Below are 22,306 nucleotides of genomic sequence, written 5' to 3' on the forward strand. Positions count from 1 at the left end.
GGGAACTGTCCATAATCAGTCCTATTTATATCGCATCCGCCTGGTGCTCGGGCATCGCCTCGATGAAGGCGGCAAGCTGATTGCACTCGGCCCACACGCGCATAATATTAGGGTATGGGGTTAAATCCACATTAAAACGCTGGGCGTTATACACCTGCGGCACTAGGCAGATATCGGCGATGGTTATCGCATCCCCAAAACAATAACGGCCACTATGGCGTACAAGCAGAGTTTCTAAGGCCGCAAAACCACTCGCAATCCAGTGGTGATACCAACTATTTTTTGCCGTCTCATCAATCCCTAAGGTTTGGGTTAAATACTGCAGCACACGCAGGTTATTTAGTGGGTGGATTTCACAGGCAATAGTCAGCGCCATCGCACGCACATGGGCACGCTCGAGTGCCGATGCCGGCAATAACGGGGTTTTGGGATATAGCTCATCGAGGTATTCAACAATCGCAAGGGATTGAGACAGCACATCGCTATCGTCTTCATCGCCCACGACTAAGGTAGGCACCAATTCCAGAGGATTTAGGGCGCTATAGGCCGCTTTATGCTGCTCACCACCATCGCGCACTAAATGCACCGACAGCTGCTCAGCGCTTACGCCCTTAAGATTAAGCGCGATACGAACACGATAGGCGGCGCTGGAACGCCAATAACCGTAGAGTTTCATCAGACCACTTCCTTATAAAATAAAAGTGCTTATAAAAACGGGGCCATTCAGCCCCGTTGTTATGATAGATACATCCCGTTAGGGGCAATATCAAGCTTTATACTCAACCACTTTTTGATCGATTGAACCAAAAATGGAGGCGCCATTATCATCGAGCATTTCGATGCGCACTGTGTCACCAAAACGCATAAAGGGCGTAGTGGCTTTGCCGTCGGCAATCACTTCTAACATACGTTTTTCAGCGAGACAGCTCGAACCTGCGCTGCGGTCGTAATTAGAAATAGTCCCAGAACCAATAATGGCACCCGCGCCTAATGGGCGAGTTTTGGCAACATGTGAAACTAACTGGCTGAAATTAAAAGTCATATCAACGCCCGCATTCGGACGACCAAATAATTCACCGTTTAAATGGGTGATCAGCGGTAAATGCACCTTTGAATCTTCCCAACGGGAGCCCAATTCATCTGGCGTTACCGCCACAGGAGAAAAACTGCTCGATGGTTTAGATTGGAAGAAACCAAACCCTTTAGCCAGCTCACCAGGAATTAAGTTACGCAGCGACACATCGTTCACTAGCATGAGTAACTTGATATGCTTAGCCGCATTTTCACTGCTCACACCCATAGGTACATCGTCGGTGACAACCGCGATTTCAGATTCAAAGTCGATACCCCAATCTTCACTCGCCAGCGGGATATCAGCCTTAGGTGCGATAAAACTATCGGAGCCCCCCTGGTAAAAGAGTGGATCTGTCCAGAAAGTTTCCGGCATTTCTGCGCCGCGGGCTTTACGCACTAACTCAACATGGTTCACATAGGCACTACCATCGGCCCATTGGTAGGCGCGGGGTAATGGCGATAAACATTTAGCTTCATCAAAGGCTTGGGCGTTATCTAATTTGCCCTCGTTAAGCGCATCATACAATTCCTGCAATTGGGGCTTTAACAGCGCCCAACCGTCGAGCAGTTGCTGCATAGTGTGGGCAATTGCGGGAACGGCAACCGCTTGGCTGAGATCACGGCTGACTAACATCAACTGACCATCGCGGCGTCCATTGTTATAACTTGCAAGTTTCATATCTGCTCCTGTGCTTCTACGGCTCGGCGTACTGTCTTTTTATGTTGGACTATAGGATTTGCCAACTGAAATTCGGTTAATTGCGCGGGTTTTACGCGCTAATGAAGCCCCCGATGACTCGGCCCAAAGGGATTTGCTGCGCGTAGGAATACCCGATGCACGGTCAGATTCCTATAGCGTGAGCAAAATCACATTTAGCGCTATTATTTCACATTTTGTAAACTAACTATTACACCTAGAATCGAATTGGCACGCTTCAATGTCTAGGTGAACAATCTGACTAAAAAGTCGGCAATTAAGTGGAACGATAATGTTACATCTATCCCTTAACGGCGCTTAGAAATCTTATACTCCCTGAGTTTATTGGCGATAGCAGTGTGGGACACGCCCAGCTTTTTCGCTAACTGCCGCGTACTCGGGTAAGCCGGATACAGGCGCCGTAGGAGACTCGCCTCAAACTGCTTCATCGCATCGTCAAGGTTCCCCTCAAAGGCGTTATCGAAATAACCAAACCCTTCGGCGTAGGACGGTAATTTAAGCTGCTCGACCGTCAGCTCGGCCGAACCATCCCACATAGACACGGCTCTAAATACCGCGTTTTTCAATTGACGAACGTTACCAGGCCAGGCATAGGTCAATAAATGATCCCGGCACTGGGCCGAAATCCGCCGTACTGGGCTCGAGAGCTGCTGACTGTAATGCTCGAGGAACATTTCGGTCAGTGGAATAATATCGACCTTGCGCTCACGTAATGAGGGAATGTGATAACTGAGCACATGGATGCGATAGTAGAGATCTTCCCTAAACTCCCCCGTTTGGCAAAGTTCGGCGAGATTCTTCTGGGTTGAACAGATAATCCGCACATCAGCACGCACTTCCTCATCGCCGCCAATACGCCTAAAAGTACCATCCTGCAACAGACGCAGCAGTTTCACCTGCGCTGCCTTAGACATTTCCGCCACTTCGTCAAGAAACACAGTGCCGCCCTTGGCCTCTTCAAAAAAGCCGCGTTTAATCACTTTGCCTTGGCTGACATAACCGAATAATTCTTCTTCGGCGGCGCTGTCGGGCAGCGCGGCGCAGTTAATGGCGATAAAGGGTTTTTCGCGGCGCATGCTGGCATCATGGCTGGCTCTGGCCATGAGTTCTTTACCTGTGCCGGTTTCACCCGTAATAAGCAGCGGCGCATCGAGCTGTGCCATACGGCGTGCTTGCTTAAGCACTTCCTTCATTTTGTCACTGCTGGCGAGTACATTTTCAAAGCCCGTGGTTTGATTTTGCAGCGCATTAAACTGTTTCCCTACCCGCGCGGGGGATTTTAACGACACCACAGCACCAACGAGGATGGTTTTATCATCCTCATCGGGCAGGTAAATCGGCAGCATCTCGGCGAGATATTCATTCGGACCAATTTGCACCCTAGCCGCCTGGGGGAGTACTTGGGTTTCGCTCAACCAACGGCTGAAGTTAAAGCCTTGAACCCAATGATTTAACGACTCATCGAGCACCTCATGCTCCGCCATGCCAATATTCAGCAGTGCCGATTCGTTAACAATCCGAATACGGGCTTTGGCATCAATGGAAAACACTGAATCGGGTAAGGTCTTAAGTAAGGTTTTGAGGGCGTAATGTTCCTGCTCCGATGGCATAAAAGAGACAGTTCGCACATCGTGGACGCTTTCCACTTTGCGGATCTGTGGCATCAGGGCACTTAAGGTTTCAAAACTGATTTCGGCAAACTGTAGGTACAAAAAGCCTTGGTTACTGGCATCGATGGCAATTAAATTAATGCCATAACGTTCTAACACGACTAAGATATCTTTCGCTAAACCCACGCGATCTTGACAGCTAACTTCCAAGCGCATAATGACTGATATTCCCTTTTTGATTCGAATTTTGGGATAAACCGTGCAGAGCTATTGTCCATCCACTTTGCTTAAAGTGATCTTTGCTGGATGAGCACGCTCGCCTTTACGCAGACGTAAGCGGTAGGATTGATAGCTGGGCGTATATACGTTAGAAGGTAAATGTGAAAGTGGCAAGTCAAGTTTACAGCACATTTGTAACAGCAAACAAAAATCAGCGTCGAATTAGCAATAAGACGCTGATTTAATAGTTTAATTTTTTAATCTAATAACTGGTCTGTCTTGGCAGCCATGATGAAGTCGTTCTTATGTAGTCCTTTAATCGAGTGCGACCACCAAGTGACTGTCACTTTGCCCCATTCAGTTAAAATGCCGGGGTGATGAAATTCTTCTTCGGCAAGATCGGCAAGTTTATTAGTGAAGGCCATCGCCAATTTAAAATTTTTAAATTTATACACTCGCTCAAGCTGCATAATGCCATCGCGTACTTGCACGCTCCAATCGGGGATCATTCTCACCAGCTCGGCAAGTTCTTCATCGGTCACCTTCGGTGCATCGGCTTGACAAGCTTCACATTTCATATTTGATAACGCGGTCATACATACTCCTTTTCGCAACGCATCTTTTCGCAACACATAATGTGCCTATCGTTGCCTTTTTACTTAACTAAATCAGAAGGATTTCTAATAACACTGGCTTAACTTGCCTTCGCCTTAGGTGGATATTTAGGGGCAAATAAGCCTAACTGACGGGCCTTAGTGACATAAGCCATAATGTCCATTATGGCGATTTCATCTAACATATCAATATGTTCAATCACGTAATAAACAGGTTGCATAATATCGATACGGTAGGGTGTACGCAGCACATCTAATAGGTCGAAGGGTTTACGCTCTGGCACTTCGCTCTCCATCGCATACAAGGTCTCGCCGGGCGAACTTAATATCCCACCACCATAGATACACAGTTGCCCATCCTTTGGCTTGAGCAGACCAAATTCAACGGTAAACCAATATAAACGGGCTAAAAAGACCCTTTCTTCCTTGCTGGCATTTAAGCCCAGTTGGCCATACATATGGGAAAAATGTGCGAATGATGGATTGGTCAGCAAAGGGCAATGGCCAAATATTTCGTGAAAAATATCAGGCTCTTGCAGATAATCAAATTCTTCTTTACGGCGGATAAAGGTCGCTACCGGAAATTCTTTATTGGCTAAAAGCTCAAAAAAACGCCCAAAGGAGATCAATGCGGGCACGGCTGCCGTTTTCCAACCTGTCGTTGCCTGCAATACAGTATCAATTTCAGCAAGTTGTGGAATACGATCCTTTGGCATCGCCAAGGCATCTAACCCTTGCAGATATTCTTTACAGGCTCGACCGGGCAAATTGACCGCTTGGCGAGCATAAAGTTGGCTCCAGATATCATGTTCTTCTTGCGGGTAATCTATATACCCGGAGTCATCGGCTCTTCTGGCAACATAGGGGGCGATGTGGGTTGTATCTTTAGTCATAAAATTCACTTCATGGCTGACGCTAATACTGTCCATAGTGATCTAAGCCTCGTTTTTTGTTAACTCCCTCACAGTTTATTGTTGGTGTTATCAGGTGACGCAAACGTAAAGCAAATATTACATATTCATTAAAAACGATGACTTAGAGGGCGACTATAGTAGTCACTGCAGAGGAAAAACTTGACACCCACGCTAAAAAACTAAAACGATAGACTGATAAAACGCAGAAATACCGATAAATTTCAGCGTTTACAAATAGCTTTTCTGTGTAGGTCATTTACAATATTGGCCAATAACCGCATCTCCTTGACCTAAAAGGTTCGCAATGAAACAACATCAAATTCGTAAAGCAGTGATCCCTGTCGCAGGCCTAGGCACTCGTATGCTGCCAGCAACGAAAGCTATTCCTAAGGAAATGCTACCCGTTGTTGATAAGCCATTGATCCAATACGTTGTTAGTGAAGCTATTGCCGCAGGCATCAAAGAAATTGTGCTGGTGACCCACGCCAGTAAAAACTCTATCGAAAACCATTTCGATACCAGTTTTGAATTAGAAGCCCAGCTAGAGCGCCGGGTAAAACGTCAATTGCTTGAAGCCGTACAATCTATTTGTCCAAAAGATGTAACAGTGATCAGCGTGCGTCAATCCCAAGCGAAAGGCTTAGGACACGCCATTTTATGTGCTAAATCCGTAGTAGGTGATGCACCTTTTGCCGTATTGCTGCCGGATGTGATTATCGATGATGCCAGTTGCGACTTAAAAACCGACAACCTTGCCGCGATGGTAAGCCTGTTTGATGAAACCCAAGTGGGTCAAATCATGGTAGAGGGTGTACCACACCACTTAGTCAATCAATATGGTATTGCCGATGTGAACGGCCACGATCTACAACCCGGTGAGTCGGAGCCATTAGTCGAGCTAGTTGAAAAACCCGCCGTTGATGACGCACCTTCTAACTTAGCCGTTGTTGGCCGTTACGTGTTACCTGCAGCCATTTGGCCACTGCTGGCCAAAACCCCAGCGGGCGCAGGCGATGAAATCCAATTAACGGATGCGATTGCCATGCTAATGAAGCAAGAAACGGTAAATGCTTACTACATGGAAGGTAAGAGCCACGATTGCGGTAATAAGCAAGGTTATATGCGTGCAAACGTGGAATACGCCCTGCGCCACAGCGAAATCGGTGAAGATTTTGCCCATTACTTAAAAACCGTTGTAAAAGGAATTAAATAATGACGATTTTAGTGACCGGAGGCGCCGGTTATATTGGCACCCATACTGTGGTGGAATTACTCAATGCGGGAAGCGAAGTGATCGTGTTAGACAACCTGTCTAATTCGAGCATCGAAGCCTTAAACCGTGTAGAGCAAATCACAGGAAAAACGGTCACATTTTACCAGGGCGACATTCTTAATAAGGCATTGTTGCAGAAGGTCTTTAGTGACCACGCTATCGACTCTGTTATCCATTTTGCAGGATTAAAAGCGGTGGGAGAATCCGTCGCTAAACCCCTCAAATATTATGAGAATAACGTCACTGGAACCTTAATACTCTGCCAAGTCATGGCGGAGTTTAAGGTTAAAAATCTTGTATTTAGTTCATCGGCAACCGTCTATGGTGACCCCGCAAGCCTGCCTATCACCGAAGATTTTCCAACGGGAGCCACCAATCCCTATGGTCAATCTAAACTGATGGTCGAGCATATCCTTGCCGATCTTCACCATAGCGACCCAAGTTGGAATATCGCCCGTCTGCGCTACTTTAATCCCGTTGGCGCCCACGCCAGCGGTTTAATTGGCGAGGACCCTAATGATATTCCTAACAATTTAATGCCATTTATTGCGCAAGTTGCCGTAGGTAAGCGCCATGCCCTGAGTGTATTCGGTAATGATTATCCGACCCACGATGGCACTGGGGTGCGTGACTATATCCATGTGGTGGATTTAGCCAACGGCCATTTAAAGGCCCTTGAAAAGCTGGGCACTCAGCCAGGACTTGTGACCTATAACTTAGGTACGGGTCAAGGCTATAGCGTATTAGATATGGTCAAGACCTTTGAAAAAGCCTGTGGCAAAGCCATTGCCTACCAAATTGCTCCTCGCCGTCCCGGTGATATTGCCGCCTGTTATGCCGATCCTACCCATGCGCGGGAAGATCTGGGCTGGCAAGCCACCCATAGCCTAGAGGACATGGCAAACAGTAGCTGGCACTGGCAATCAAGTAATCCTAATGGTTATCACGGTTAGTCATCAACTCAATGGCTTGTGGATTTCCCCAAGCCATTTTTCTTTAAGGTTTGACCGCTTAATCTTGTTCGAGAAGCCACATGACACAAAGCATTAACCATAGTCGTCGCAGTCTCTTTAATCGCCGTAAAAGTACAGCGATAAGACCGCCATGGGTTCGTGAAGATATTGAATTTACCGATATTTGCACCCGTTGCTCCGCCTGTATTACAGCCTGTGAAACTCAGATTATTCGCAAAGGTGATGGCGGCTTTCCCGAATTATCCTTTCAGGATAACGAGTGTACTTTCTGCACCCTTTGCGCTAAAGCTTGTCCTGAAGCCCTGTTCGATTTAACCCAAACCCCTTGGCATTACAAAGCTCATATCCAAGATAATTGCTTAACCCAGCAAGGTATTTGGTGCCAAAGCTGTAAAGACGCCTGCGAACCTAGGGCCATTACTTTCACGCTTAGCATTGGTAAGGCGCCCACACCCAAAATTGATCTTAATCTGTGCACTGGCTGTGGTGCCTGTGTCGCTCCTTGCCCAAGTCAGGCCATACAGATAAAAACGGATGAACAAACGAAAAGCTAAGGCAATCCCCTTAGGATAAGTCTTAGCTTTATACTGGCATTAACGATACTATCGACCCTCATTCTATTGAGCAGCATCATGATCATGTTTGGCAAAAAACTCTTTTTCCCCAAAAAACCGCCCACTACACTTAGCTTTATCGCCAAGGGGACTAAACTCACGGGGAATATTGAATTTATCGGTGATGTCTTGATTGGTGGCGATGTCAGCGGCCAAATTCTTTCCCAGGCGAATATTACGCTTGAGCAAGGTGGTAGGCTTGAAGGTGAAATCAAGTGCCAAGAATTTATCGTTGATGGTTTCTTTAAAGGCCGCTTAATCTGCGAACGCTTAGTGATCCAGCGCCATGGCATCGTAGATGGTGATGTGGCAAGTACATCGATGCAGATACTGGAAGGCGGACAATTTATTGGCTTACGGATAAAAGAAGATATTTGCACCATCCAAACCCACGGTTTAGCCGCGCCCAACGAACCTAAAAATTTACCGCTAGCTTCAGAGCCACTCAAAACCGACATTTCCTAAGGATTTATCGGTTAATCTCACAACTCCGTCATCGGCAATTTAATCGCCAATGACTTACCTATCGCGTTTCCCTGTAATTTACAATGGTTACAAATTTGTTATTTTACAGAGGGGGATCACAGTAAATCCTCGGAACTACTGCTACTTTAATACCCTATAGCGTAGGGTTTGCACTACATACCATGAGGAAATGGTAACAATAACCCCGTAAACCCCATTAGCAAACAGTCAAGATAAGCACTCAAAGACTCATCATAAGGTAAACTGAAATGAGCCACCCGTTACTTAAACAAATCTGTGAGCTAGATATTTTCACCCTACTCGTCTTCAAGAGTATTTTTGATACTGGGCATGCCAACACAACCGCGAAGACACTGGGGGTCTCTGCCCCTAAAATTAGCCGCAGTTTGAATGCACTTCGCCTTGCCTTTAATGATGAGCTCTTCTATCGACGCCAACAAGGCCTAAAGCCGACGCCTCTTGCCGAAAGTCTCTATGTTGCCATATGCCAATTCACTGATTCTGTTCACCATTTAGAGCAGTCGGCCCTCCAAAATCAAAATACCGCCAGTAATACAGACTTACCGCTAAATATTGCTGCCAGCAAAGGGTTACTCAGTTTTTTAGCCCCCCAATTATGTTCACCAGAAGTCATGGCACAACTAGGCAAAATACATTTACGCCCATGGCAGGAGAACAGTGCCGAGCTTATCCATGCGGGTGAACTGGACTTTGGTATCTCACTAGAAAACATCGAAAATAAGGAGTTAATGTTAACGAGACTCGGTGGAATATCTAGTGTGTATTTAGTCGCTTCAAAACACCATTCTATCTGGCAATCTGCCTCACAAATCAGTTTAGAACAGATCTGCCGTTATCCGTTTTTATGCATTGAAATGAAAGGTTTTAACAATAAAATCGATCCCCTTGAACTCTTTTGTCAGCGTCAGGGAATAATACTACCTTCCATCGAGAAAGTGCTCGAGAGGGAGGAATGGTATGCACACATACTGACCATGCAGAGCCTCGCCTTTTGCTCTAGCATCGATATGCAAACCATTAAACATTTACCAGGGCTAAAATTAGTTCCGCTCCCCACTACCGAGCTAGCTCGGCTACACGATGGTATGTTTGCACCCCAATACTTTTTGGTAGAAAAACCCAGAACCCATAGACGTTACACACCAGCACAGTGTGAGCTTGTAATCAGTTCACTGGTTAGTGCCTTGCTTCCCGAGCACAGTTAAGCTTCCCCTAGCAGGTAAAAATGTAACAGTGTTAAATCCAAGTTGTGTCTGTTAACGATAGCTGTGGCCAACCTTAAAATAACCCGTCCCATCTTAGTGAACATCTTCCCTAAAAAAGACAATAATCGAGTCAAATATTCAGCAGATAGAGATACAGAACAGTCTCAACGCCAAAGATTAATTGAGAATTAATTTCACTAACCGCCTAAAATTAAAATAAATATTTGGGATAAAGCTCAAATAAATCACACAAAATTTCAATTTTCGAAATACTTAATTTCAGAATATGGAATTACCATTTTAGGGTGTTAAATCATCGTTCACATAATAGACACAAACTTGCAAATACCACTTTATAAGTAGAGGGTTCCTTCTATATTAGAGTCACTGCGCACGCAGTCTATAGAAAGAAAAGGGACGCGATGATGAAAAACTACAATAAATCTCTACTGGCACTGGCTCTCGTCAGTGCCCTAAGTGTAACCGCCTGCGGGGACGGTGACGATGGTCAAGATGGCGCACCTGGAACACCAGGTACTCCAGGCACCCCCGGAACACCAGGCACCCCAGGACTCCCAGCGGGATCCTTTGCTAAAACCGCTGAATCCATTACCGATCTGAACTTCACCTTAAGTCCCGCGGATATTAAAGTGACGAGCAGCGAAGGCTTCAGTGTTAAATTTTCTCTAACAGGTAAAAATGCGGGTAAAGATGTTCCCTTTATGGGACTCAGTCGAATTGCCATTTACTCGTTAACGGCCAATGAAAATACCTCAGGAACTGGCGCTCCCATTGAATGGGAAAACAATGCCATGGCAAACAATGTCGATACGACTTCGTTAACCTGTACCCCTACTGGCCTTAACGGTACAACTAAGGTATGTACATTAACCGAAGATGCTGCAGCTCCTGGTACTTATACCGCCACTTGGGCCAATGATGGTACGGCACCCATCATTAATCCAAACGATAACCCCAATGCCGTGCATAGGGTAATTTTACGTGCGTACAATATCACCAACAGCGCAGGTGTCGCTTTATCAGATAAAGTGCTATCTGTCCCCGTTGATTTTATCCCTGCAACTGATGAATTAGGTGTATCGGGTAAAGACACAGTATCCAGTGCTGCATGTAAAAACTGTCACGGTGAAGTAGACGGCCATATCGCTAAGATTGAAGCCCATCATAACTACCAAGATGTTAAAAACTGCGTAACTTGTCATAACCCTGATCAAGTTCCAAGTGATGCGCAACTGGCAGAAGGTTGGGTATTTGACTTTGGCCCTATGATCCACAGGCTCCATGCGGGTCATCACATTAGTGATAGCCTAAGCGGTGAAGCAAAAGAATATTTTGGTGAGATTGGTTTCCCATCTGATCTGAAAGAATGTAAGTCTTGCCATGATGGCGCACCAAGCTATAACACGAATATTTATGCTAAAGCCTGTGTGGGTTGCCATATCAATGTCAACTTCGCCACTGGTGAAAACCATTCAGAATTTGGTTTAGCTCAAGCCGACGACACTCAATGTAAATCCTGTCACGGTAGCGGCAGCTTAACGCCTGAAGCGGTACACAGTGTCGGTAAGCGTGCCGAATATGCAGATCTGTTCAAAGTGGACTTTACCAGCGCAGCAGTCGCTCCATCTGCCACTCTGGGTATGAAGACCTTAACCATCAAAGCTAATGTGACCATGAATGGCGCACCAATCGCTGATGGCACCAGTCTCGCTACTTATAATGCCACCAGTAATCCAACAGGTATGTTAGTCGCTAACGGCTTGTTATTAGGCAATGTAGCAACTGACGGTACTGTATATGCGTGGCGTGATGTTAAACCAACAGCCATCAGCCTAAAACTACAGGATGGTACTCTTGCTGGTGGTGTCTTAACCTTCGTAAAAGATATCCCTGACGCACAAGCAGTCGGTACTATCTATGTGAGTTCAGAGGCCAATGCCTGTATCAAAGAGGGTAAATTCAGCAGTTGTAATGCAACAGGACTTGAGTTTGGTCCAACAAACCCAATTGGTAACGCGTCTCCTGTTAAGTTTTACAGCTTAGATGGTAGTGCAGTCAGCACGGCTCGGATGACAGATCCCACTCGTATCACGGTAGAAGAAGCAAAATGTAATGCCTGTCACGGCACCTTAGATTATATCAAGGGCACCAGACACGGAACTTACACCTTTGACCAATGTATGAACTGTCATAACGATACAACGGGTGCTTCTGGCCATAAAACCGTCGTCTACAAAGGCGAAGATGGTAGCAAGGTCATTAATCCAGATGTAACCTTTAATAACAAAGACTTATTTACTGTGGCGCACCGTTTCCACAGTGGTAACTTCGATGTTATCGCAGGCATCTTCCGTGACGCTCAAGGTGAATTAGTCGGTTACCCATCACCTGAAACCGCATGTTCCGCATGTCATAAAGATGATACCGCACTGTTCGCAAGCGATGGTGGTTTAGCCTCTGGCAAACGCGCAATCAAAGTCGGTGCTAATTATATTAGCCCAGTGGCCGAGTCATGCCGTAGCTGTCACGCTCACTCAGATGCGGCTGCTGTAGCTCACTTTAGAAGTAACGGTGCTATGGTTGAAGCAGATGCAATGACTGATCCTAACCTACCAGTAGAATCATGCGCGACCTGCCATGCTGAAGGTAAAACCTATGGCATAGATAAGGTACACGCAGAGGTAGCACACTAGTACTAGTACCTTTGGGTTGCCCTGCACAACCCAGATTTTATCTCTGCAACTCATTGGGGTCCCATCGGGGCCCCTTTTTTATTGTAGTGGCACACTGAATTTGGCCACCTAATAAGAAATGTTATGGTCTCACTATCATAAGGAATTGTTGTCATCCAAATACTATGTCGCCGCGGCAACTATCTTGGTTGGGGGCTAATAGATTCTTTTTTCAACAGGGTATACCAAGTCAACAGCCAACATGCCTATGGCCCCAAAATCAACATATTCGGCCATTTAGCAGGCCCGAAATACCAAGCGATAAGACCGGATAATATCAGCCTGATAGCAAAGCATATGTAGAGCGGCTCCAAATCCTGCAACATAGGGAAAAAGAGACACCTGTATCTCCGGGCGTTGCACTGTAAAACAGTGCAACGCCGAATAATAGCGAACACAACGCCTCTAACATTCTTCACTTAATCAAACTGAATGCTCCACTGTGTTAATGTACCAAGGTTATTCTTCTTTTGATCGCTAACCTTGAGCGTCCAAACACCCTTCACCGTTTCAATCATATTCGAGTCAATAATCCATGTTTCATTCAAAACATAGCTACCAGGGTTAGCCAAGTTATAATGTCGACCAGAAGGTGATATTAATTGAATCGCAATGTCGGCTAGGTTGGGGTGCGATATCTTGGCTGATACTGTGATGCCTGATGGATAAATATCCGAGGGCACTGTGATGCTTGAAGACACTCCATAACCTTTATTATCAGGTATCTCGAACTGTGAAACGTTGGTGAATACCTGACCAGCAGCTTGCACAATGTTAATAGTCACTGAATCTGAAGACACTTCTTGTCTGGAATCGACGATGGCTGCAACTATAGTATGTTGCCCAAGGGACAAGATGACATCCGCCAATTTCCCCTCTCCTAATTCACCATCGATATTGGAGGTCCAGGTAACAAAGTTACCGAGGTCTCCGTCTTCAATATCCCATGCGATGGCATTTAGCTGGATTGACGATCCAAAACTAAACTGTTGACCATCGACGGGAGCATGAATTTCGACAACAGGAGCATTGTTTGGATTTGGCTCAACAGTGACTAAAACGGTAGCAGTAGCCCTTGACTGACCATCTGTGATCACGTAAGTAAATTGGGTCGTACCGACAAAATTTGCCGGAGCAGTGTATTTAACCTTATTGTCTTCTATTTCCGTGAAGCCGTTAGTTGCTTGAGTGACAGACTCAATAGTCAGCAGGTCTCCATCGGGATCTGAATCGTTGGACAGAACGTCATATTTGATACTTGCGCCCTGATAGACCCTAATGGCATCGTCTTCGGCCGAAGGGACACTATTGCCATCAACAATGTTCACTAGGACAGTCCCCTGAGATCTGTCACCTGAGGGATCGGCAATCAGGTAAGTGAAAGAATCCTGCCCGACATAACCAGACTCTGGTTGATAGATTATGTTACTTCCAGAAAAAAGAGTGCCGCCATGAGCGCCCAGACTGAAGCCGATTAACTGAATGGGATCGTTATCTGCGTCAGTATCATTAGAAAGCACATCGATACTCACAGCAACATTGGCTTGGGTAAAGGCAACATCATCCATGGCAACTGGAGCTGTGTTGCCTTTATTCACAGTAACATATACAGAAGCAGAAGCTGCATTTCCAAGTGTATCTATCACCCTATAAGTGAACACATCATCGCCAAAGAAGCCAGCTTGTGGGGTATAGGTTAACTTGTCGTGTGCAAGACTTACCGTCCCATGTGCTGGCTGAGTATAATCAGAAATAGCCAATCCTTGAGATGATGACGCCGAGTCGTTGCTTAATACATCTATCTCGATTGACGTATTGATGGCAATAGAGACAACATCGTCAAGGGCAACAACTTGAGGTCTAATATTACTGACCGACAAATGCACCTGTGCGGTAGAAAGGTTGCCCTGGGCATCTTGAATTGTGTATGAGAAGACTTCTTCACCCACAAAGTCAACGTCAGGAGAGTAAACCAGCTCGTTTGCTATACCTCTTGTCACTGTTCCATTATATGGCTGAGTGAAGCGAATAACATTGAAGTGGTCCCCTTCGAGATCATAGTCATTGCGCAGCACATCTATCACTAGAGTGGTATTTTCGGTCGTTTCGAACACATCATCTACGGCCACGGCAGGGTTGTTTGCAAGCACAAAGTTAATATTAACTATTGCATTGGAAGACCCGCCTCTGCCATCTGAAATCGAATAGGCAAAAGTATCTGTACCACTGGCATTGAGATTGGCAGTGTAAGTGATGAGCTTATCTGTTACCACTAGACTGCCTTTGCCTGGCAAAGAATAGCCTGAAATTCGCAAGTCATCCTGATCTGGATCAGTGTCATTTGCCAACACATTCAAAACTGACTGGGATCCAGGAGACAGTGAATAGGCGTCATTCACTGCAACTGGAGGACGATTTACCACGTTGCCTATCTGCAAAGTCACCTGAGATGTCGCAGTTCCGCCCTTGACGATGTTGGATGCAACATCATAGTCAATGATGGTGTAACTGAAACTATCATTGCCGAGGTAACCTGGGGTTGGAGTGTATCCAAGTTGATTGCCATAATTGACAATAGTGCCGTGACTGGGTTGCGTGAACGAAGAAATGTAGAGTCCGTCGCCGTCCGGGTCAGTATCATTAACTAGCACCTTGAAATACGAGGTTATGTTTTCGGGGATATGATAGGAATCTGCATTGGCAATAGGTGCATGGTTGGGTTTTACCGATACGCGCACAGTGCCAAGTGCAGAACCACCCTTCAAAATATTATTTCTTGGATGAATGTCAACTATTTCGTATTGGAAAACGTCATCACCTTCAAAGCCTGAACTTGGCGTATATTGAATAGAATTACCGACTATTTCTGCTATCCCATGCTGAGCGGGTGTTACTGAGTTAACCTTAAGTAAGTCGCCGTCATCATCAAGATCATTTTGAGCAACATGTATATACATTGCTTTTCCAAGAGAAGTCACAGCATCATCTACAGCTACAGGAATCGAATTGTCGGCCGTCGAACAACCTCGAAAGTCCCAACACGAATATACTAAACTGGTAGCCACATTTCTTTTAGATATAACCTTGCCACCCTTTATTAAGGGATACATGGTTAATTGTTTTATTTTCAATGCCGTATTTGATTGTAGTTTCGCGAAATCAGCTGCAGGAATGGAGAATGTAATTCTGTTAACCCCTTTCTTCAGTTCGATGTCAGGATTGCCATAGACTCCGACATGCTCGTCACCGACAGTGGTTATTGTCGCCGAATAGCCAAACTTTGCTGTTGCGGGAAGCGTATCGACCTCAAAGGATGCGTCTATCATTTCGATGAAACGCCCATCCTCACTGTCAATAGGCTCGAATGTCACATTACCTAAATAAAGTAAATCGTCACGCTCCCAGGAATCATGTTCAAAATATGAAGTAGTGTAAAAATTATCTTTATCTTGAATCCTCAAATAACCATAATCAAGCCAGAAATCTGAAACTGTAAATTTACCTGAATATCCTAACTTCCTGAGTTCCTCCCCCTTAAACGTTACAGAAATTTTATTTTCTGTAGCATCCATTTTGCGCCCAGAAAAAATTTTAGTTCCATCTTCGGTCTCTAATGTAACCCTATTGTAATAAAATCCTGTCGATTGAAATTGGCCAGCAGTCTCAAACTCCAATCTGAGTTCATCAATATAACCGTCTTTATCCAAGTCGACCAATATCTCATTAACACTGCCGGTAACATATACTTGTGGAAGAATAGAATTAAAGCTTTGGTCAACACTGACTTCAAATCTCTCACCGTTTAAATTAGTGCCATTAATTCTGACAAGCACAGTGTACTCCCCCTCAACCTCAGGGGTGAAAAAAGCATGATAACTCCCATCACTGGCTTTGAAGTCCATTCCAGAGCCATCATCTACAGCTATAATCTTGCTGACTACAACACCATCTTTCACAAATTCAAAAGAGGCTTCGGCTGTAGCCAGTGGAACGCTATCATCATACAGTTGCACATATACAGGAAACATATTTCCTACGCTAATTGGTTTTTTATTTGGACCAACTTCACCAACTGTCAATGCAAACTTTATTTTTGAAGCAGGGAATTTTATTCTGATTGGAATTAGATTTTGAGTGCCACTCGCCTTTCCTGTAATGACATATTTACCTGAGGCAACATTGTTGAGCTCTATGATAAGGCTATTTTCTAACGAAATTAAGTGTTCTTCCGGAGTCAATGGGGTAAAGAATAGAAAGTTACAATTGTAACTTGAAGCATTCTCGGAGTTAATGACAACTCCACTCGGCGTAATTAACTGAATATCGCTAACATTTGTTTCATAATTCATAGGGATCGAAATGACAAACTTGTCAAGAGCAGGTGACAAAAATGATGTTGAAAACTCACCATTTATAATCTCGGCTGACTTATGAATCTGTATGCTTTGTGGTATTGAACTAGCACTAAAAGTGTAGAGTGCAGCTAAGATACCTAATAATATACTTAAAATCAGCTTGTTCATTTCAAATTACTCCAATCCAACATTCCACCAAGCGCCTCGTTTAAAAAAACCTCTTGAGCCCTGTCTTTAATTACAGTGCCATGATTCGCATATATTGAAACGTTTTTATTTGAGTCCATTGGAGATGCACTATCAACACTTACCATTAAATCATTCTGTTTTGGTGAAGAATTCGGTATTGGCACATAAATTGGTTTATTATATTCAAAACTTTGAAAGTACGCTTTCTCGTAATTTACTTCACAATGGCTTACCCCATTTATTAAATCGAACATTCTCTGGGAGAAATTTTGATTAACCTGATTGCCGCTTACTTCATCAGAAGAGAGTGTTCCATTATCATCAGAATCAATATTGCCACTAATAGACAAAAACTTCTGATTAGATGGAAAACTATAATCTTCAGAAAATTTTGTTGCCACATCAATAGTTATATCACATATATCTGCAAACAATATTTTAGCTTCGTTAGAATATTTAATCTGGTCAAATTTTATAGCATCAGCAAGTATGGTATCGTAGAATGGTGAACCATGACTCACTAGCGAATTGACACTCATAGTTTTTAAGATAACGCTGCCATCCATAACTCCATTCTCAACTAAGACATTGCTATTATTGGCCAGGTATACAAAATACCTTGCGTCCAATCCTCCTTTTGAATGTGCTATCAGATTAAAATTATTATTTTTATACATTTCTGAAAATTCTTTAGCTGCATTTAAAATATCAACACTAAACTCTTTTATTGAACCGGCATCATTGTCGATACAAGCATTATTTTCTGGGTAATGGTCATGCTCAATAATTAGATATGGCAAACCAAAATCTTCTACAACTTGTATGTAACCACTATTCTTAAAAGCAGATTTACTCCCCCCCATACCTGGTAAAAACAAAACAGGATCGGCTACTTGATATTCCAGAGTCACGTAATCAACTTCAACCGCCCATTTTTGACAGCCAATGGCGCCAGAACTGAGTTCCACAAACTCATTTCCGGTATCGATTCTTATCTGTACTAAGTTTTCACTAACCTCGCCAGGAGATATAGGCAGATTTAATTTCGAAATATCCAGTTCAAAGGTATTCTCTACCCACAATTCATTTGAACCTGACAAGACACCAATTTTCTCACCATTGAAATACACTTCATCTATTTCTGCGGCCAAATGATCTAACTCACCATCATAATCGCAGTCTTGTAATTCGGATTCGTTGTCGACATCAAATACCGGCAAAGATATTATGAACTTATCCGATATCAACTTGTTTTCTTTGAGTTTGACGACATCACCGACATAACGATCGATTTTCAGACTGAATTGAAAGTCAAAAATTTTTGCATCGTCGCGCTTGAGATATACGTCATTGTCTTGACCTTTATCCGAAACAACAAATGTATTTGAAGGGGTGTTAGTTTTATCGAAACTAAACGGCGAATTACCGACATGTGAAGGATATTCAGCAGATTCTATGTATGCAAAAAAGAGTAACACAGCAAACGGTGTAAATACTTTAAACATAAATACATCCTTGTATTTTATTGTAAAAATGTTAAAACCACTTATCAGGCTAGCAAGTTAATTAACTTTTATCAACGTCATAAATCGGTCGCGACAGGTGTTGGGGCCAAATGTTTGGTTTGGCTTATTGGCAGCGAAATTTATTTAATGACTGAGCAATCAAATCCATGCAGGAATAACATTCCCTAGGATAGAAGACAACGTCGATAGCCTCCCCCTTAGCAAGGTCTTGCAATTGTTCGGTCAGCTCCTACTGAATGAGTCGAACAACTCGGTGAAATGCAGATTAGTGATGATGCCCTAGAGAACTAACTATGGCATCCCCTGTACGATACGCTGCCTTAACAGTTTAATAAATTCTTTGGGGTCTCGGTCCAAACTATCGTGGGGAATATAAAGGTGATAACCGAGGTGAGTATTGAGCATCACACATCGGTGACCAAACATCGCTAATACGCCGCGATAACGGTCCCCTTCGACCACCAACGGGCTAAATTCGGCCCCAAGGTAAGTTTCTAAGGTGGCAAGGTCCTCCTGCTGGGAGGCTGCCGTGACTAACAAAGGGCGCTGCTCAGTTAGTAATCCCGCGGCTAAACGTAGGGAAATATTATCGAGTATGGGATTAAGGTGCTTGAGTTTTATCCCTAAATAGGACAGTTCAATCGTATCTACACCCTGCGTTACCCTAGGAATATCGACCCGCTGAATATTATCCCAAGTGATGAACACCTTGCCGCGGCGATGGAAATAGGTCAGCCCTTGTTCGTCGAGACTAATGGTCGTTTCAGGTTCATAAACCTTAGCTAAACCTAAGATCAACGCTATGGCGCCTAAACTAAAAAAGACTAAACCGAGTGCCATTAGGTCAGGAAAAACAATAAACAAGCCAAAGCCTAACATAACAGCACTGGCACCAATCCAAGTTAACGTCAGCCCATTGCGCTTAGACAATGGCCGAATCGAGACTACATCTGACTCTAAAGTCATCACTTTATTCCTGTTTTACCCATAACCATAAACGGCCAATATATTCATGGATAGCCCGTTGGGAGGCTAATAAATGATCCCCTGTCACGCGCCAGCCAAAGTCATCCCGCGCAATAAAATCCGTTGGCGCTGCACTAGGATGTAACCCTTTCGCAGCGAAAATCGCCATCGCCCTTGGCATATGTGAGGCCGACGTGACTAAGCGAAAAGGTTCCTCCCCTAGCTCCCATTTGGCATATTGCGCTTCTTCTAAGGTATCCCGTGCGAGGGGAAATTGAATGATCTTATTCTTGTCGACGCCCAGCTCAACGGCAGCCTTGGCCATCATTTCAGCATGGGGGATCTGGGTAAGTTCGCCTCCCCAGCCACTCACCAGCAACTTACAATCCTGACCTAAGTTGAGTTGCCGTATGCCTTCAGAAAGTCTTGCAAGGGCTACGGCTGAAAGTGATTGCACCGCCGTTGCACCTTGGATATCAGAATGGGCCGAACCTAATACCATCACATAACACTGGCCAGTAATAGGAGTGGAATTAACGGGATACTGCGCTTCTAACGGCCGCACTAGGGTATTGACACTCAGTTGGCTAGCAAGAAAAAGTAACAGGAAAAACGCACTCGCGACTAGGCATTTAGCTAGGCTGCGACGGCGCCAAACGAATATTGAAACCAGCAATAACAACAGGATAAAGGGAATAGGCATGATCCCCTGAGAAACCACTTTTTTGACCCAAAACAGGATATCCATACCAAGCCCCCTCAAAAAAGCGCCATCATAGCATCAAAAGTGCCATAAACGCATCGCCCAGCATTACGCTGGGCGATGGTATAAAAGTAAACACGGGAAATGCATTCGCAGGGATTATTTTTCCCACAACCAAGCGGCGCCGCGAACGCCCGATGAGCAGCCATAAAAATTTTGGACCACAGGGGTACGACATTCACGGCCAACCACATAACGGGTTAATAAGGCTGGTAATCTTGGATAAATCGCCTCAACATTTGACATACCGCCACCCAGCACAATCGCATCGGGATCGAGCAGATTAATCACATGGGCCAGTGATCGGGCGAGCCTATCCATATAGCGATCAAAGGCAGCGAGGGCGATATCATCCTTTTGATCGACTAATAACATAATATCGGCTCCCGATTTCGCGGGCGCTCGGCTTTTGCCCGCCGCCTCGAGTGCCGCATTATAATCGCGTACAAAACCCGTACCGGAAATAAAGGTTTCAATGCAATCTGGGTTACCACAAAAACAGCGGGTGGTATTGAACTCTTCCTTCGTCATCCAAGGCAATGGATTATGTCCCCACTCACCGCCGATCCCATTACCGCCGGCATGGACTTTACCGTTAATCGCCACACCAGCGCCGCAGCCCGTGCCGATAATCACGCCAAATACCACAGATTTGCCTGCGGCTGCGCCATCGACCGCCTCAGAAACCGCAAAGCAGTTCGCATCATTGGCGACACGCACTTCACGCCCAAGCAATTCACCTAAATTCACATCGAGCGGATGGCCGTTAATCCAAGTGGAATTAGCATTTTTAACTAAACCAGAATAGGGAGAAATCACCCCGGGAATGCCTACTCCCACAGAGCCTTTTTCACCTAAGGTTGCTTCGGCTTCATGGACTAAATCGACAATGGCGTTAAGGGTTGCCTGATAGTCACGGGGGGTCGTGACACGCTTGCGAAATAGCTCATTGCCTTCTTCGCCTAGGGCCACTAATTCTATTTTTGTTCCGCCTAAATCGATGCCCATGCGTATCATGAATCGCTCTCCAATTTTATCTTGCCGTATTATCGAGTGAATATGTCGCACTCGATCTATCGTTATAGTTATGCTACCCAGCCAGGGGCTGTGGCAATAAAGTAAGGGTTTAATATTGCTGGTTTTTGATTGTATGTTAAGGGTAAACCAGAGTCATAACAGACGACGCTTCCGCCTGCGCTTTCCAATACGGCCTGTGCTGCGGCCGTGTCCCACTCGCTAGTCGGACCTAATCTAGGATAGAGATCGGCCGCCCCCTCTGCCAACATACAAAACTTCAGAGAACTGCCGACGCTGAGCATCTCGTGAGCACCCAAACGCTGCAAATACTCAGCGATATCAGGGCTTAAGTGCGAGCGACTGCCGACGACTATCGGTATCTGCCGCGGGTGACTCGCGCCCATTAATGGGCTTTCCAGCCCCGCCTTTTGCCGCCAAGCACCCAAATGTTTTGCACCATAATAATAGGTGCCAAGCACGGGGGCATATACGACACCAGCTAATGCAACACCTTGATGAATAAGAGCAATATTGACCGTAAACTCACCGTTTCGCTTAATAAACTCTTTGGTGCCATCTAAGGGATCGATCAACCAATAGGTGTCCCATTGGCTGCGTTCATCCCAACTGATTTCAGCGGCCTCTTCGGACATCACGGGAATACCCACAAATCGCTCCGCCAGAGATGCCACTATCACACTGTGGGCGGCAAGATCGGCGGCCGTCACAGGGCTATCATCGCCCTTATGGCTTACGGAAAAGTCCTCTTGACCGTAAATCGTCATAATGGCATCGCCCGCGGCTTTGGCTATCTGCACCACCGCCAGCAAATCTTGCTTAGTGAGGGTCGCCACTGTCGTCTTATCTATCATCTCGATGTCCTTTATCCGTTGAGTATCTTGGCATTATGCCACCGCCATAGATTGAAAATTAAGAACAAATTCATCATACATCGAGCAAAATCGACTAAGACAATCGCTGACGCCTATTGGACCAAGGGCAAAAGCACTTAGGC

General features: G+C 45.0%; 17 protein-coding genes. 6 read left to right on the forward strand and 11 right to left on the reverse strand.

The annotated features are described in order from the left end of the window. Positions 1-25: 25 nt before the first annotated feature. The 5 genes from maiA to phhA form a co-directional block, all read right to left on the reverse strand. Positions 26-676, reverse strand: coding sequence for a maleylacetoacetate isomerase (maiA, locus tag MJO46_RS05435; RefSeq protein ID WP_253988440.1), 651 nt, complete (start codon positions 674-676; stop codon positions 26-28). Between the two features lie 90 nt (positions 677-766). Beyond that, on the reverse strand, positions 767-1,753 hold the full coding sequence (locus MJO46_RS05440) for a fumarylacetoacetate hydrolase family protein (protein WP_253988441.1): 987 nt from the start codon (positions 1,751-1,753) through the stop codon (positions 767-769). A gap of 326 nt (positions 1,754-2,079) precedes the next feature. Then, positions 2,080-3,618 carry a transcriptional regulator TyrR gene (gene tyrR / locus MJO46_RS05445; RefSeq protein WP_253988442.1) on the reverse strand — a complete coding sequence of 513 codons (1,539 nt, stop codon included), beginning with the start codon at positions 3,616-3,618 and terminating at the stop codon, positions 2,080-2,082. A 260-nt stretch (positions 3,619-3,878) separates the two neighbouring features. After that, positions 3,879-4,217, reverse strand: coding sequence for a 4a-hydroxytetrahydrobiopterin dehydratase (locus tag MJO46_RS05450; protein ID WP_007646849.1), 339 nt, complete (start codon positions 4,215-4,217; stop codon positions 3,879-3,881). Positions 4,218-4,315: 98 nt separating this feature from the next. Beyond that, the gene (phhA, locus tag MJO46_RS05455) at positions 4,316-5,128 is read right to left on the reverse strand and encodes a phenylalanine 4-monooxygenase (RefSeq protein WP_253988462.1); all 813 of its coding nucleotides are present in this window, start codon (positions 5,126-5,128) and stop codon (positions 4,316-4,318) included. A gap of 325 nt (positions 5,129-5,453) precedes the next feature. On the opposite strand from phhA, the gene galU reads away from it, so the two are divergent. From galU to MJO46_RS05485, 6 genes are all read left to right on the forward strand, one after another. Beyond that, positions 5,454-6,362, forward strand: coding sequence for a UTP--glucose-1-phosphate uridylyltransferase GalU (gene galU / locus MJO46_RS05460; protein ID WP_253988443.1), 909 nt, complete (start codon positions 5,454-5,456; stop codon positions 6,360-6,362). Next, the gene (galE, locus tag MJO46_RS05465) at positions 6,362-7,375 is read left to right on the forward strand and encodes a UDP-glucose 4-epimerase GalE (protein WP_253988444.1); all 1,014 of its coding nucleotides are present in this window, start codon (positions 6,362-6,364) and stop codon (positions 7,373-7,375) included. Before galU ends, galE begins: the two co-directional genes overlap by 1 nt. 80 nt (positions 7,376-7,455) lie before the next feature. Next, positions 7,456-7,950: a ferredoxin-type protein NapF gene (gene napF, locus MJO46_RS05470; RefSeq protein WP_253988445.1), complete on the forward strand. Its 495-nt coding sequence runs from the start codon at positions 7,456-7,458 to the stop codon at positions 7,948-7,950. A gap of 84 nt (positions 7,951-8,034) precedes the next feature. Further along, positions 8,035-8,475, forward strand: a complete 441-nt coding sequence (locus MJO46_RS05475) for a polymer-forming cytoskeletal protein (protein WP_253988463.1) — start codon at positions 8,035-8,037, stop codon at positions 8,473-8,475. 269 nt (positions 8,476-8,744) lie between these two features. Continuing rightward, on the forward strand, positions 8,745-9,722 hold the full coding sequence (locus MJO46_RS05480) for a LysR family transcriptional regulator (RefSeq protein ID WP_253988446.1): 978 nt from the start codon (positions 8,745-8,747) through the stop codon (positions 9,720-9,722). A gap of 422 nt (positions 9,723-10,144) precedes the next feature. After that, positions 10,145-12,436: an OmcA/MtrC family decaheme c-type cytochrome gene (locus MJO46_RS05485; protein WP_253988447.1), complete on the forward strand. Its 2,292-nt coding sequence runs from the start codon at positions 10,145-10,147 to the stop codon at positions 12,434-12,436. A 458-nt stretch (positions 12,437-12,894) separates the two neighbouring features. Here the strand turns inward: MJO46_RS05485 and MJO46_RS05490 are convergent, their stop codons facing one another. From MJO46_RS05490 to cysQ, 6 genes are all read right to left on the reverse strand, one after another. Continuing rightward, the gene (locus tag MJO46_RS05490) at positions 12,895-16,998 is read right to left on the reverse strand and encodes an Ig-like domain-containing protein (RefSeq protein ID WP_253988448.1); all 4,104 of its coding nucleotides are present in this window, start codon (positions 16,996-16,998) and stop codon (positions 12,895-12,897) included. Further along, complete coding sequence (locus MJO46_RS05495; protein WP_253988449.1) at positions 16,995-18,524, reverse strand: hypothetical protein; 1,530 nt, start codon at positions 18,522-18,524, stop codon at positions 16,995-16,997. Before MJO46_RS05495 ends, MJO46_RS05490 begins: the two co-directional genes overlap by 4 nt. Positions 18,525-18,836: 312 nt before the next feature. Further along, entirely contained in the window at positions 18,837-19,511 is a 675-nt protein-coding gene (locus MJO46_RS05500; protein WP_253988450.1) for a DUF2982 domain-containing protein, read from the reverse strand. A gap of 4 nt (positions 19,512-19,515) precedes the next feature. After that, positions 19,516-20,214 carry a YdcF family protein gene (locus MJO46_RS05505; protein ID WP_253988464.1) on the reverse strand — a complete coding sequence of 233 codons (699 nt, stop codon included), beginning with the start codon at positions 20,212-20,214 and terminating at the stop codon, positions 19,516-19,518. A gap of 159 nt (positions 20,215-20,373) precedes the next feature. Then, positions 20,374-21,291 (reverse strand): fructokinase, encoded by a 918-nt coding sequence (gene mak / locus MJO46_RS05510; protein WP_253988451.1) that lies wholly within the window; start codon positions 21,289-21,291, stop codon positions 20,374-20,376. Between the two features lie 68 nt (positions 21,292-21,359). Further along, positions 21,360-22,163: a 3'(2'),5'-bisphosphate nucleotidase CysQ gene (gene cysQ, locus MJO46_RS05515; protein WP_253988452.1), complete on the reverse strand. Its 804-nt coding sequence runs from the start codon at positions 22,161-22,163 to the stop codon at positions 21,360-21,362. Positions 22,164-22,306: the final 143 nt, after the last annotated feature.

It is taken from the genome of Shewanella sp. KJ2020 (assembly GCF_024197625.1).
Taxonomy (GTDB): Bacteria; Pseudomonadota; Gammaproteobacteria; order Enterobacterales; family Shewanellaceae; genus Shewanella.

Coding starts and splice junctions, on each gene's coding strand:
- maiA (WP_253988440.1), bottom strand. CDS start 676: ATGAAACTCTACGGTTATTGGCGTTCCAGCGCCGCCTATCGTGTTCGT.
- MJO46_RS05440 (WP_253988441.1), bottom strand. CDS start 1,753: ATGAAACTTGCAAGTTATAACAATGGACGCCGCGATGGTCAGTTGATG.
- tyrR (WP_253988442.1), bottom strand. CDS start 3,618: ATGCGCTTGGAAGTTAGCTGTCAAGATCGCGTGGGTTTAGCGAAAGAT.
- MJO46_RS05450 (WP_007646849.1), bottom strand. CDS start 4,217: ATGACCGCGTTATCAAATATGAAATGTGAAGCTTGTCAAGCCGATGCA.
- phhA (WP_253988462.1), bottom strand. CDS start 5,128: ATGACTAAAGATACAACCCACATCGCCCCCTATGTTGCCAGAAGAGCC.
- galU (WP_253988443.1), top strand. CDS start 5,454: ATGAAACAACATCAAATTCGTAAAGCAGTGATCCCTGTCGCAGGCCTA.
- galE (WP_253988444.1), top strand. CDS start 6,362: ATGACGATTTTAGTGACCGGAGGCGCCGGTTATATTGGCACCCATACT.
- napF (WP_253988445.1), top strand. CDS start 7,456: ATGACACAAAGCATTAACCATAGTCGTCGCAGTCTCTTTAATCGCCGT.
- MJO46_RS05475 (WP_253988463.1), top strand. CDS start 8,035: ATGTTTGGCAAAAAACTCTTTTTCCCCAAAAAACCGCCCACTACACTT.
- MJO46_RS05480 (WP_253988446.1), top strand. CDS start 8,745: ATGAGCCACCCGTTACTTAAACAAATCTGTGAGCTAGATATTTTCACC.
- MJO46_RS05485 (WP_253988447.1), top strand. CDS start 10,145: ATGATGAAAAACTACAATAAATCTCTACTGGCACTGGCTCTCGTCAGT.
- MJO46_RS05490 (WP_253988448.1), bottom strand. CDS start 16,998: ATGAACAAGCTGATTTTAAGTATATTATTAGGTATCTTAGCTGCACTC.
- MJO46_RS05495 (WP_253988449.1), bottom strand. CDS start 18,524: ATGTTTAAAGTATTTACACCGTTTGCTGTGTTACTCTTTTTTGCATAC.
- MJO46_RS05500 (WP_253988450.1), bottom strand. CDS start 19,511: ATGACTTTAGAGTCAGATGTAGTCTCGATTCGGCCATTGTCTAAGCGC.
- MJO46_RS05505 (WP_253988464.1), bottom strand. CDS start 20,214: ATGCCTATTCCCTTTATCCTGTTGTTATTGCTGGTTTCAATATTCGTT.
- mak (WP_253988451.1), bottom strand. CDS start 21,291: ATGATACGCATGGGCATCGATTTAGGCGGAACAAAAATAGAATTAGTG.
- cysQ (WP_253988452.1), bottom strand. CDS start 22,163: ATGATAGATAAGACGACAGTGGCGACCCTCACTAAGCAAGATTTGCTG.